Below are 12,911 nucleotides of genomic sequence, written 5' to 3'. Positions count from 1 at the left end.
TAGCGCATACCAGCGGTAATCGGGAGATCGTTAACGACTTCACATAACGGAGGAAGGGTTACAGCACTTCGCGCACGGCAATACCGAGGCGCTGCATGCGGGATAACAGGGTAGTGCGTTTCATTCCGAGCTTCGAGGCGGCACCGCGCGGCCCGGCGACAATACCATTGGTTTCTCGCAGCACCTGGATGATCCGCTGGCGTTCTTCTTCGTCATTTTCCGGCGGCTCCGGATGCATCATCTCCGCCACTTTTGGCAGGGTAAACGGGAAGGGATCGTGTGCCACGGGCTGTACCATGCTTACCGGTTGAGCATGCAAATGCAGACTCAGGGTATTGTCGCGCGCCAGCAGTACAGCGCGTTCAATCACATTTTCCAGTTCGCGCACGTTGCCGGGCCACTCATAGCGCATCAACTGGCGCATCGTGTCCGGAGGAATGGTGTCGATAGTGCGGTTTAAGCGGCGCGCCAGTTTTTGTGTGAAGTAGCGTGCCAGTAGAGGGATGTCGTCCGGTCGCTCACGCAAGGGGGGCAGCACCAGCGGGAACACGTTCAGGCGGTAGAAGAGATCGTTGCGAAATTCCCGGTCAATTACCATCTGGCGCAGGTCGCGGTTGGTGGCGGCTATCACCCGTACGTTGACCGGGATGGTGCGGGTGCCGCCAATGCGTTCGATCTCCCGCTCCTGTAATACACGCAGCAGCTTCGGTTGCAGTTCGAGGGGCATATCGCCAATTTCATCCAGAAACAGCGTCCCTTCATCGGCCATTTCAAAACGCCCGCGGTGGGCATTTATCGCGCCGGTAAACGCCCCTTTGTCGTGACCAAACAGCTCGCTTTCCAGCAGGCTGGCGGGAATGGCGGCGCAGTTTATTTTCACCAGCGGTTTGTCTTTGCGTGGGCTCATCTTATGTAGGGCGCGGGCGATGATCTCTTTGCCTGTTCCTGTCTCGCCGAGGATCAATACGGTGCTGTCGCTCAGCGCCACAATGTTGACCTGCTGGAGCACGTCGCGCATTGCATCGCTCTGGTAAATGATGTCGCCGAAGCTCTGGCTGGAGAAGATTTGCTCGTTCAGCTTACGGTTTTCACTGTTCAGGTTCTCTTTCAGATGCGTGACCTGGCGATACGCGTCGGCATTATCGACGGCGATGCCAATTCTGTCGGCGATCTGTTGCAGCAATCGACAGTTTTGCTCATTAAAAACGCTGTTATCCCGATGCGACAGCAGCAGGACGCCAGTGGATTTATGGCTGAACGCCAGCGGTAAAATCAGCGCAGCGTCCAGTTCCTGAACCGCCAGTTGCTGTAATACCGGATCGTTTTGCCAGAGCGCTTCATCCTGCTCCCGGCGCAGTAAAGCGCTGCGATGGTCGTTTAGCGCCGCCAGTAGCAACGGGCTTTCATTACGCAGCGGGTACTGTTCGGTACCCGGCGGGCAGGTGGGAAAGTGGGTGGCATGGCAAATCAACTGGCGTGCGTGCAGGGTGTCGCGCAGGACGATACGGACATTATCAATACCGAAAAAACGATGGATCTCCCGGGAAACATCAGCAACCAGTTCATCAAGATCAAGGTGCGACAACACCGAGTTGGTGATATCCACCAACACCCGGTCGTGATCGCGCTCTTCCTGGAGCTGTGCCACCGACTGGCTCAGTTGCGCTCGCGAGCACTGCTCTTCCAGCGCCTGAGTCGCCAGCCGCGCCAGCCATGCGAACATGGCGTTGTCGGCGTCATTAAATACGCCATTGTCGGTGCGCACAAAACGCAGCTCCACAACCTCGCCCTCATTAAGCAGGGCGATATGCACTGAACTGTCGCTGATTTTTCCGTTGTAGGCATGATCGCTGCACTCGACGCTGCCATCATCGAAGCAGCGCCAGAAGCGCGTGTTATTGAGACATAATTCGATGTACTGGATGGGGCTGAAGGGGGGCGGCAGCGGGATAAATGCCCGAAGTAGTGAAGCCTGCAAATTATCTTGTAAGATCATGGATACGTCGCCCTTCCAGATTTACCCGCTATCCCTCAAAGTGAGTATGGATAGTACAATATCCCCTATTTTCGTAGTGTTACAAGCTTCACGTATAAGTCATCGTCCTGGCATTAATTGCCTGAATACCCCTAATTGAGCACCCGCACCATCAGATAGAGTGCCGGTTCATGGGCCATATCCTGCAAATGTTGCACTATTTGCAGGCTCCATCCCCGCCACGGCTCGGGGGCGGTTTTCGACAGTGCAGCAAACGCGGGCGCCAGTGTGTCAATGTGGCTGGCATCTATGATGATTTCGCCAAAGGTCAGCAGCCCCTGCATTTTGCGCCGCGCGGTTCCTTCTTCCAGCAGCGTCAGCCATTGCTGGTAGTCGGTGAGCGAACACTCCAGCACAACGTTCAGGCAATCAATCACCCCGACGTGATGGCCAATCGCCAGCGAGTAATACATGACCTGGCGACTCTTCTCTTCCAGCTCCACGCTGTCATCGACAAACTTTTGCCGCAGTGCCCAGAACATCACTTTTGCCGGATTGTCAGACATGGCTGCGCTCCAGTACCTGCATCAGTTGCTGCACAATCGCCGTCAGTCGCGGATCGTCAGCCTGCTGAAGCCAGGCGTTAACGCGTGCTGTGCTCTGGTTCGGATCGCCATTGCTCAACAGTGTAAACAGGCGATCGGCGATTTCACGCCCCTGACGGTATCCCGCCAGTTGCCGCGCTTCTCTCTCCATAGTCACGCGCAGCGCCAGCGGCAGGGAGGGCCAGCGTACGCTGGCGACTTCGTTGACTGCTTGCTGGTGGTCAACCGCGTGCAGTTTTTGCTCCAGTAAACCCAATGCAACCGCAAAACCATGAATGGTCGCCGCCGGGGTGGGCGGGCAGCCAGGGATCCACACGTCAATCGGCACGATGGTGTCGCTGCCGCCCCACACGCAGTAAAGATCGTGAAAAATCCCGCCGCCCACGCCGCATGCGCCATAAGAGATGGCGATTTTATGATCCGGAGCCGCCTCCCAGGCGCGCAGGGCTGGCATACGCATGGCGCGCGTGACTGCGCCGGTAAACAGCAAAATGTCGGCATGGCGCGGTGACGCCACCACCTTGATACCAAAACGCTCCGCATCAAACAGCGGGGTGATAGCGGCGAAGATTTCGATTTCACAGCCGTTACAGCCACCGCAGTCAACGCGGTAAACATAGGCGGAGCGCTGGATGTCGCGCAGTAGCAATTGTTTGATTTTCTGCGCCGATTCATCAAGCTGAACCGGTTGGCTGACATGCTGGGTCAGCACCTTGAGATCGGAACTCATGCTTGCTCCTCAAGATAGTAATGAACATTGACACTGCCGCGGTGCTCCAGTGCGTCGCGACGTCTGCACGCCGGGCAAATAGAGGCCTGAGCGCGGAGTGTGTCGGCAAGTTCAGGGGCATTCTGATTGAGGGTCAGCAACTCCACCGCCAGCGCAACGGATTTCTCCGGCGCGAAAGGCACACCGCACCTGCTACAGTGCTGCAAGCGAAAAGTGGCCCGCACGTACAAATCCGCTTTGTTGGTCACTGCCAGTTCAAACTCTTCAGAGAGGTGGATAGCGCGTGTCGGGCACACCTCTTCGCAGCGTCCGCAATAAATACAGCGGCCAATAAACAGTTGCCAGGTGCGACTGTTCTCGTCGGCGAGGGTTTCCATGGTTAGCGCATTCGCCGGGCAGGCGGTCGTGCAGGCCCCACAGGCGATGCACTGCTGGGGATCCAGCTCCGGTTTACCGCGAAATCCCGGGCAAACCTCCAGCGGCGCGAACGGGTATTTCACCGTGACTTCACCCGCCCTGAGGATGGTTTTCAACAATTTCAGCATCGTTTCTTTCCTTACTTCAGCGGCGAATGGCGACGTTCAATGCCGTAACGTTCGATCTCTTTATAGGGCACTGTGGTCGATTTACGTTTGCGCACGTCGACCAGCGTGACCCGGTCGGTACAGGAGTAACAGGGATCGAGACTGCCGATAATCAATGGCGCATCGGAAACGGTATTGCCGCGCAGCATATAGCGCAGCACCGGCCAGTTAGCGTAGGTCGCCGCACGGCAACGCCAGCGATACAGCTTCTGGTTATCACCCAGCATGCTCCAGTGCACATCTTCGCCACGCGGCGCTTCAACATAGCCGAGGGCGAACTTATGCGGCTGATAGCTGAAGCCTTCTGTGAGCAACGGGGTATCAGGCAGGTTATCGAGGGCAAACTCGATCATCGAAAGCGAGTCGAACACCTCTTTTACCCGCACCATCACGCGGGAGAACACGTCGCCATCCGGCCAGGTGAAGAGGGTTTTGGGCAGGCTACCGTAATCGGCATAGGGATGATCGAAGCGTAAATCGCGGGCGAAACCGCTGCCGCGGATCAGCGGGCCGACCGGGCTGTAATCCCGCGCGACCTGACGATCAAGCACGCCAACGCCCTGGGTGCGCTGCGCCATGTTGGGCGTGGAGAGCAGCATATCCACCAGTTGTGAGACTTCCGCGCGCATCTCTTTCACCAATTGAATGGTCTTCACGCGCTGCTCTTTCAGGATGTCACGACGGATGCCGCCAATCAGGTTAAGACCGTAGGTTTTACGCGAGCCGGTCAGCAACTCCGCCATGGTCATTGATTTTTCACGGATGCGGAAAAACTGCATAAACCCGGTATCGAAGCCGACAAAGTGGCTGGAAAGGCCGATATTCAGCAGATGGCTGTGCAGGCGCTCCACTTCCAGTAGCACTGAGCGGATGGTGTGCGCACGTTGTGGCACAACGATGCCGAGGGCATTTTCCACCGAAGTGGTATAGGCCACGCTGTGGGCAAACCCGCAAATCCCGCACACCCTGTCCGAGAGGAACGTGACCTCGTTATAGCCCATCCGGGTTTCCGCCAGTTTTTCCATACCGCGGTGCACATAGAACAGACGGTAGTCGGCATCGACAATCCGTTCCCCGTCAACGAACAGACGAAAGTGACCGGGTTCATCAGAGGTAATGTGCAGCGGCCCAATGGGGACAATGCGCGCCGAGCTGCCGCCATCGTTAACAAACGAGTAGTTTTCCGTCTCGCTGGTGGGTTCCGGACGCAGGCGGTAATCCATGGTGTCTTTGCGCAGCGGATGCAAATCATCCGGCCAGTCATCTGGCAGCACCAGCCTGCGTTGATCCGGCAGACCCACCGGGATCAGACCATACATATCGCGGATTTCGCGCTCGCCCCATACCGCCGCCGGTACGCGTGGCGTCACCGACGGGAACTCACGGGTTTGCGCGTCCACCAGCGCTTTGACGACGATCCAGCACTTTTCCGCCCCTTCCATCGACAGGGCGTAATAGACCGCGTAGTGGCCGTTCAGGGTCCGTTCATCATTACCAAACAGCACCGGAAGCCAGCCGTCATGCTGGTAGTAAAGATAGTGCACAATATCCGGCAACAGATTGAGTTTCACCGTAATGGTGACCTGTTCAAAGGTCTGACGCTCTTCATCCAGCACCGCGCCGGGGAACTGTTGTTTTAATGCAGCAAGACAGGCTGTGCCGCGGGGTTGTTGCAGATTCACACTGGCTAAATAACTCACTTTCACTCTCCCTGAACACGCGGTGACGTTACGGGCGCGGCGGTGGTCTCAAACGAGGCCCACAGCCAGCTAAATGGGGTGGATGGTTGATCGTTGCCGGACAGAACAAGGCTGGACGCGTTGGCCAGTAAGCGGCTGACTGGCTGCGGAATATGCGTTCCCATCACCAGCATCATCACCAGTAAAATCGCCATTGGCAGGGTGGTCAGCCAGCCGAGTTCACCGGTGGCGACTTGCTGCGGCGGCGTCGCGAACAGCGCTTTGGCGACCATGCGCACCAGCCCACCGAGCACCAGCGTAAGCAACAGCAACAGCACGATAGTGACGACCAGGTGCTCCGCCGCCAGGCCTGCGGTGACGGTCATAAACTCGCTAAGAAAGATGTTAAAGGGGGGCATACCGCCCAGCGCCAGTGCGCCGCCGCCAAGCAGTACCGCCGTAAACGGCATCACTTTTAGCATGCCGCACACCACATCCAGGTTGCGGGTGCCGTATTTCAACAGCACGTTGCCTGAACCGCAGAACAGCAATGTTTTGGCCAGACTGTGGTTCAGCGTATGCAGCAACGCCGCCAGAATACCGAGCGGTCCGCCAATACCCAGCGCCACCGCCACCAACCCCATGTTCTCGACGCTGGAGTAGGCCAGCAGGCGTTTCATATCCTGTTGCACGAGGATAAAGAATGCCGCCACCGCTACCGACAGCATGCCAAATATCAGCAGCAACCTGTTCGGGAAGGTGTCGCCAATCGCATGGCAGATGATGATGTAATAACGGATCAATACCAGCAGCGCGCAGTTCAGCAACACCGCCGACAGCAGGGCGCTGACCGGACTGGGGGCTTCACTGTGCGCATCCGGCAGCCAGGCATGCATCGGGAACAGGCCGGTTTTGGTGCCGAAGCCTATCAGCACAAAGACGAAAGCCAGCACCATTAACGTCGGATCCAGTCTGCTGCTCTCTTTCAGCACTTCGGTCCAGAAAATCGCATGATCCGGCTGTGCCATAAAACTGGCTGCATTGGCATAAACCAGCACCGTGCCGAACAGGCCAAACGCAACGCCAACGGTACAGATAATGATGTATTTCCATGCGGCTTCCAGCGACGAACGCTGACCGTAAATTCCCACCAGAAACGCCGAACTGAGGGTAGTGGCTTCAATGGCCGCCCACATCACAATCAGGTTATTGCTGGTGACCACCAGCAACATGGTGAACAAAAACAGGTGAAAGAAGCCGTAATAGTTGCACAGCGTGGGAACGGTGATTTCGCCGTGATCCACCTCATGGCGCATATAACCTATGGAGTAGAGACCGGTAAGAAAACCGATAATGCCCAGCAATGACAGGAATAACCCGCTGAGGCTGTCAATGTGCAGCCAGCGATGTGCCGCGAAAATTTCACCTTCGCCTACCGCCTCCGCCACCGTCCACAGGGCAATAAACAATAGGATAGTGATCCCAAACGTGTGGACAGTGGTCACCAGATTACGGGCTGCTGCGCCGCTCAGGCGACAGGTGAAACAGAGCACGGAGACCACCAGCGGCGTCAGCAGCAACAGCGTGAACATCAAGGCATGACTCATGGCGTTACCCCTTCAGCGCGGTGAGATTGTTAACATCCAGCGTGCCGTGGGTACGCCAGATTTTGCGCGCCAGCAACGCCATCACGATCACGGCAAAAATGGCATCTGTGGCGATGCCAATCTCTACCAGCTCCGGTGCACGCCAGGCCAGCAGTGCCAGCACCAGATGCGAGCCGTTTTCCATCAGGCAGTAGCCAAACACCTGACGCAGGATGTTGCGCTGGCTAATGATGCACAGTAACCCCAGTAGAAAATGACCAAGGGCAACCGCCAGCGCCGGTTTCAGTTGCGCGACTATCGGCAACTGCACCGGGCGCACCACAAACCAGCACAGCAGTACGATGGCAGCGGCCATCAGCACCAACGCGGCCGGGCCGAACAGTCTGCCGCCTTCGCCATCAGGCGCCATTTTGCGAAACGCATAACCCATGATCAGCGGCACCAGCAGCACCTTGGTGAAAAAGGCGCTAAACGACCACATCAGCAACTGCTCTGCATGGAGTAACTGCGAGAGGGTAAAAAAGAGGGACACCAGCACCAGCGATTGCAGGGCATACAACCAGCAGGAGACGGAATAGCGTCTGGCGCAGGTGACCAGCAGCGAGGTAAACATCATCAACCCCGCCAGATTGTTGACTATCAATGTTCCGGTCATCATCGACTCCCTTATCCAAGCCACGCCGAAGCAATCACGCTTGAGCACAGCGACATCACAATCAGAACCACCAGCACCAGCTGCATGGCGTAGGGCAGTGGCGCGGCCTGCGCCACCTCTTCGCTGGGTTCACCCGGTACCACACGCCCGAACCAGTAAATAAACCAGCCGAAGCTGGCGACCGATTCCACCAGCGCCAGTATCATCACCGGCAGCAGAATCGGGTACTGGCTGGAAAGGGAGAACCCGGCGGCAAAGAGCGGAAACTTACTGAAGAAACCGTTGAAAGGCGGAACGCCGGTGATCGCCAGGGCGGCCACGCAAAAGCCGATGCCTGCCAGCGGCAGTGTGTGCATCACGCCGCGCAAACGTGGCAGCAGACGGGTGCCACAGCTGTAGCTGAGCGCGCCGGCAACGAGGAAGAACAGGCTTTTAGCGAACGCATGGTTGAAGATGTAAACAATCCCCGCGTTGAACGCCATCTTCGAACCGAAGGTAGAAAGCGAGAAGGCAAGGAACATCCACGCCAGCTGCGAGATGGTCGACCATGCCAGTAAGCGCTTCATGTCTTTTTGCGGCAGGTACATTAAAAAGCCGTACACCAGCGTCAGGGTCGCCATTCCCACGCCAACCCAACTTATAACATGAGGAATTTCACCGCCCTCAGCGATGGCGCGGGCAAAAATATAGACGCCGACCTTCACCATTGACGCGGCATGTAAGTACGCACTGACCGGGGTTGGCGCTTCCATGGCGTCCGGCAGCCAGGCCTGCAACGGCAACTGGGCTGATTTACCCCATGCGGCAAAGAGGATGCCGCCATACACCAGATACGCAGCTGGGCCCTGTAACTGGCTGATGGCGCTCAGTGCAAAGGTGCCGGTATTGAGAAACAGCGTGGCGGCCGCCAGATACAAACCCAGTGACCCGACGTGGGTGATAAGCAGCGCTTTCATCGCTGAGCGCTGGGCTTTTTCACTCTGGTAGTAGCTGATCAGCGCCCAGGAACATCCGCCGGTGATTTCGAAAAACAGCAATTGCCCCAGCAGCGTGGAGGAGAGCACCAGACCGGACATCGCACCGATAAAAATCAGTAAAAACGCGTAGTAACGGTTGCTGCCGTCATGCGGATGCTCGCGGTTGCCGCGGGTCAGGTAACCGGTGGAGTAGAGCGCTACCAGCAGGCCGAGAAATACCACTACAAACAGAATCAACGTGCTGATGCGGTCAACCAGCAAACCGAACAGCGCCACCCGTCCTGCCGCCAGTAGTGGGATGTCGACGGTTTCGCTGCCCGCAGTGTAGAAATTCAGCGCCAGCGAAAGCGTTGCAACGGTCGCCAGCAGCGCAAACAGGGTCGCCAGTCGCGGAGCGGTTTGCCGGGGCGCCAGAGAGACGACCAGCGCGCCAACAAAGGGCAACAGCAGCGTCGTCAGAGCGAGAGTTTCCATAATGTTCCAGTGCTCCTTACAAACCGGTTAGCCAGAGAACGTATGACAGCGCAGCCAGACTGAAGCCGAGCCAGGTCAGGTGATGCGTCAGCAAAAAGCGACCGCGCGCCAGCGCGTTTTCCACCAGCGACGCCAGCGTGAACACCACCAGCAGTTTGAGCAGCGTGATGACCAGCGACAGCACCATTGCGCCGATGCTCAGGGTGACGGCATTACCAAAAGGGAAAAACAGCGCGAGGAACAGGGAGGCCATCACCACTTGTTTCAGGCCCACGCCCCATTTCACCAGCGCCAGGCCAGCACCGGAGTATTCGGTGAGCGGCCCTTCCTGCAACTCTTGTTCGGCTTCCGCCACATCGAAGGGGATCTTGCCCATCTCGATAAAACAGGCGAACCCACAAGCCAGCAATGCCAGCAACGTCGCTACCGGGGAGATCCAGCCCGCCGCCAGCGTCGTGCTGATAGTGCTGATGTTGGTGGAACCGGCCAGCAGGGCCAGCACCAGTAACGAGAGGATCAACATCGGTTCAACCAGAATGCCCAACGTCAGTTCGCGGCTGGCGCCAAGCCCGGAGAAGGGGCTGCCGGTATCCAGCCCGGAGAGCGCAAAGAAGAAACGGAACAGGGCGAAGAGGTAAATTAAGGTGATCAAATCGCCCGCCCCGGCGAAAGGCGAGGTGCGAATAAACAGCGGCAGGGTCATCGCCACCAGCAACATGCTGCTGAGCAGCACCCACGGCATGGCGCGAAACATCAGCCCGGATGAGGCTGGTGCGACCGCCTGGCGCTTCAGCAGTTTTTGTAAGTCGCGGTAATCCTGCAAGATGCCCGGCCCGCGGCGGGAGTGCATGCGTGCGCGGATCTGGCGGGAAATACCGGTAAATAGCGGGGTCAGCGCCAGCAGCAGAATTGCCTGACAAAGGGCGAAGACCCCCATCGACCATGCAGACGTCTGTTCTAACATTGTCTTTTCTCCTTACAGCGCAATCGTCAGCAACAGGGCCACCAGCGCGGCGATCATATACAGGCAGTAGAGCCGGAAATCTCCGCTTTGCAGATGCTGTACAACCTGTGCAATACGCCGGGTGATACGCACCAACGGGCGGATAATTTTCTCGTCCCAGAACGGTTCCGTGCGGGTTGCCGCCTGGGTAATGCCGCCAAGGCTTCGCTGGAGCGGTTGCGCCGGATCGAGCTGTTGGCGCAGGCGATAGAGCGGGCCGAACATCACCCGTAATGGTTGGGTGAAACTGCCTGCCGACGGGGCCATGCCTTTTTCCCACGCGTAACCGCAAGCCCAGGCATCACCACTGCGGCGATATGCCCCGCGCGTCTGGCGATTGACATACCACAATACGGCGGGCAGCAGTGGCAGTACTAACAACAACAGGAACACCGTCGATGGTGTGAGCATGGCTTGCTGCACATCGCCGGGAATGAGCGTTGCGCCCTGGGCCACCGCCAGCGTGGCGGGAGGGGTTAACGTAAGGACAATCTGCATCAGATGCGGCGCAACAACGCTTGCGCCGACGCCGGTCAATACGCACAGCAGCGCCAGCGCACACATAGCGACGACCATCGGCCAGGGCACTTCCCGCGCCTGATCGGCTTTTTCGCTACGGGGATTGCCGCAAAAACTGACACCGTACACTTTGACAAAGCACATTGCTGCCAGCGCCCCGGTGATCGCCAGCATCACGATGGCAATCGGGCCGGCAAGGCGTGGAATGATGGCGTCAATGCGGGTCAGTGAAAACAGAGACTGATAGGTGTACCACTCGCTGATAAACCCGTTGAGCGGCGGCATGGCGGAAATGGCGAGACACCCCACCAGAAATGCGCCTGCTGTCCACGGCATGCGTTTGGCCAGCGCGCCCATTTTCTCCATATCGCGTGTATGCAGACGATAGATAATGGCCCCGGAACCGAGAAACAGCAGTCCTTTGAACAGCGCGTGGTTAAGCAGGTGAAACAGAGCGCCCAATAAGCCGACGGCGGCGATCACCGGCTGGTGCAGCGCAATGCCCGCCATACCGACACCCACGCCCATCAGGATAATGCCGATGTTCTCAACGGTGTGCCACGCCAGCAGGCGTTTGATATCGTGTTCCGCCAGGGCGTACAGCACGCCCAGCACCGAAGAGACCGCGCCAAACGCCAGCACCAGTACGCCCCACCACAACGGAATGCCGCTATGACCAAGCAGATCGATGCCGACTTTGATGATGCCGAAAATACCGATTTTAACCATCACACCGGACATCAGTGCCGAGGCATGCGAAGGCGCTGCCGGGTGTGCACGCGGTAACCAACTGTGTAACGGCAACATCCCCGCTTTTGCGCCGAAGCCAAAGAAGGCCAGCAGGAAGACCGCCGATGCCGTGCCGGGCGTCAGCGATAAGGTGCGGAAGCTGGCAAAATCCAGGCTGGCGCTCTGCCGCCACATCAGGAAGAAGGCGATCATGATCAGCACGGAACCGGCATGGGCAATAAAGAAGTAAAGCAGCCCGGCGTGAATCGACTCTTCATCCTGGTCGGTGATCACCAGGAACCACGACGCGAGGGACATCATTTCAAACAGCACGATGAACCAGAAGGCGTTATCCATCACCACCAGCCCGACCATTGAGGCGATAAACAGGTTCATAAAGAATCCCATCGCCCCAGGTCCTTTGCCGAGATACTCACGCACATAAGAGAGGGAGTAGAGTCCGCAGAACGTGACCAGCAGGGAGATCACCAGCACCATAAAGGCGCTGAGGCTGTCCATGCGGACAACGAAATGCGCAAAGCTGAACGGACCTGCGGCCTGCCAGCTTAAGGGTTCTCCAACGCTGAGCGCTGCCAGCGCGCTGAGTACGCCAAGCGCGCCGCCGATCATCGCGGAAATCCCCGCGACCTTGATCGCCAGCGCTTGTTGGCGGGCAAGCAACAGTGAGGCGACCCCGCCGGCAACGTATAGCACAATTGACCACATCAGTAATTGCAGGGCATCCATTAGCGTTGCTCCGACGATGAGGGAAGGGAAGCAAAAGTCAGATCTGTCGAACTGAGGGCGGCCAGCTCTCTGCGTGTTTTGAGCTGTTTATGCAGGGAGACGTCGGTCACCAGATGCAGCGCGTTTGTTGGGCAGGCGCGCACGCAGGAAGGTCCCTCAGGCAGGAAGTGGCACAGATCGCATTTCACAGCGATGGTTTGCACACCTGCGTTCCAGCGTAAAAAGGGGTGATCCGTTTGCGCACTGCCGGGGACATCCCGTAATTGCTCCTCAGGAATGTGGTGCTCGTAGCGGGCGGGAATATTCAGTGGACGACTGCCGGACGGAGTGATGGCGCCGAAGGGGCACACCAACCCACACAATTTGCAGCCAATACACAGCGTTTCATTGAGATACACAGCGTCATCCTGAAACGAAATGGCGTTGACCGGGCACACCTGTTTGCAGGGGGCATCGTCGCAGTGGCGGCAGAGAACCGGTGCGGTTTGGGTTTCCGTTCGCACCAGCGTCAACCGGGGATGCTGCTGCAACCCCTGAATTTTATGCACATCCGAACACGCAGCAAGGCAGGTATTGCATCCTATACACCACTCGGGATTGGCAATCACAAAGCGGTTCATGTCGGCT

At 57.8% G+C, this 12,911-nt stretch carries 11 protein-coding genes; all 11 read right to left on the bottom strand.

Features of this window, described 5'->3' with window-relative positions:
• Positions 1 to 58: 58 nt before the first annotated feature.
• Positions 59 to 1,996 carry a sigma 54-interacting transcriptional regulator gene (locus tag GA0061071_RS02735; protein WP_088238197.1) on the bottom strand — a complete coding sequence of 646 codons (1,938 nt, stop codon included), beginning with the start codon at positions 1,994 to 1,996 and terminating at the stop codon, positions 59 to 61.
• Between the two features lie 131 nt (positions 1,997 to 2,127).
• Positions 2,128 to 2,541, bottom strand: a complete 414-nt coding sequence (locus GA0061071_RS02730) for a formate hydrogenlyase maturation HycH family protein (protein ID WP_088238196.1) — start codon at positions 2,539 to 2,541, stop codon at positions 2,128 to 2,130.
• Positions 2,534 to 3,310 carry an NADH-quinone oxidoreductase subunit B family protein gene (locus tag GA0061071_RS02725; RefSeq protein ID WP_061493751.1) on the bottom strand — a complete coding sequence of 259 codons (777 nt, stop codon included), beginning with the start codon at positions 3,308 to 3,310 and terminating at the stop codon, positions 2,534 to 2,536. The genes GA0061071_RS02730 and GA0061071_RS02725 overlap by 8 nt, the downstream gene beginning before the upstream one ends.
• Positions 3,307 to 3,855 (bottom strand): hydrogenase 4 subunit H, encoded by a 549-nt coding sequence (gene hyfH / locus GA0061071_RS02720; RefSeq protein WP_061493752.1) that lies wholly within the window; start codon positions 3,853 to 3,855, stop codon positions 3,307 to 3,309. Before hyfH ends, GA0061071_RS02725 begins: the two co-directional genes overlap by 4 nt.
• An 11-nt stretch (positions 3,856 to 3,866) precedes the next feature.
• Positions 3,867 to 5,576 carry a hydrogenase large subunit gene (locus tag GA0061071_RS02715; protein WP_088238245.1) on the bottom strand — a complete coding sequence of 570 codons (1,710 nt, stop codon included), beginning with the start codon at positions 5,574 to 5,576 and terminating at the stop codon, positions 3,867 to 3,869.
• Positions 5,577 to 5,596: 20 nt separating this feature from the next.
• Complete coding sequence (gene hyfF, locus GA0061071_RS02710; protein ID WP_088238195.1) at positions 5,597 to 7,180, bottom strand: hydrogenase 4 subunit F; 1,584 nt, start codon at positions 7,178 to 7,180, stop codon at positions 5,597 to 5,599.
• A gap of 4 nt (positions 7,181 to 7,184) precedes the next feature.
• Positions 7,185 to 7,835, bottom strand: a complete 651-nt coding sequence (gene hyfE / locus GA0061071_RS02705) for a hydrogenase 4 membrane subunit (RefSeq protein WP_088238194.1) — start codon at positions 7,833 to 7,835, stop codon at positions 7,185 to 7,187.
• Between the two features lie 11 nt (positions 7,836 to 7,846).
• Positions 7,847 to 9,286 (bottom strand): hydrogenase 4 subunit D, encoded by a 1,440-nt coding sequence (locus tag GA0061071_RS02700; protein WP_088238193.1) that lies wholly within the window; start codon positions 9,284 to 9,286, stop codon positions 7,847 to 7,849.
• 16 nt (positions 9,287 to 9,302) lie between these two features.
• Positions 9,303 to 10,250, bottom strand: coding sequence for a respiratory chain complex I subunit 1 family protein (locus GA0061071_RS02695; protein ID WP_061493757.1), 948 nt, complete (start codon positions 10,248 to 10,250; stop codon positions 9,303 to 9,305).
• A gap of 12 nt (positions 10,251 to 10,262) precedes the next feature.
• Positions 10,263 to 12,284: a hydrogenase 4 subunit B gene (gene hyfB, locus GA0061071_RS02690; RefSeq protein WP_061493758.1), complete on the bottom strand. Its 2,022-nt coding sequence runs from the start codon at positions 12,282 to 12,284 to the stop codon at positions 10,263 to 10,265.
• Positions 12,284 to 12,904: a 4Fe-4S dicluster domain-containing protein gene (locus GA0061071_RS02685; protein ID WP_061493759.1), complete on the bottom strand. Its 621-nt coding sequence runs from the start codon at positions 12,902 to 12,904 to the stop codon at positions 12,284 to 12,286. The genes hyfB and GA0061071_RS02685 overlap by 1 nt, the downstream gene beginning before the upstream one ends.
• Between the last annotated feature and the right edge of the window lie 7 nt (positions 12,905 to 12,911).

The sequence above is a fragment of the Kosakonia oryzendophytica genome, assembly GCF_900094925.1.
In the GTDB taxonomy this organism is placed as follows: domain Bacteria; phylum Pseudomonadota; class Gammaproteobacteria; order Enterobacterales; family Enterobacteriaceae; genus Kosakonia; species Kosakonia oryzendophytica.
Note: the sequence above shows the minus strand (reverse complement) of the source record. Positions and strands in the feature narration are given on the sequence as shown.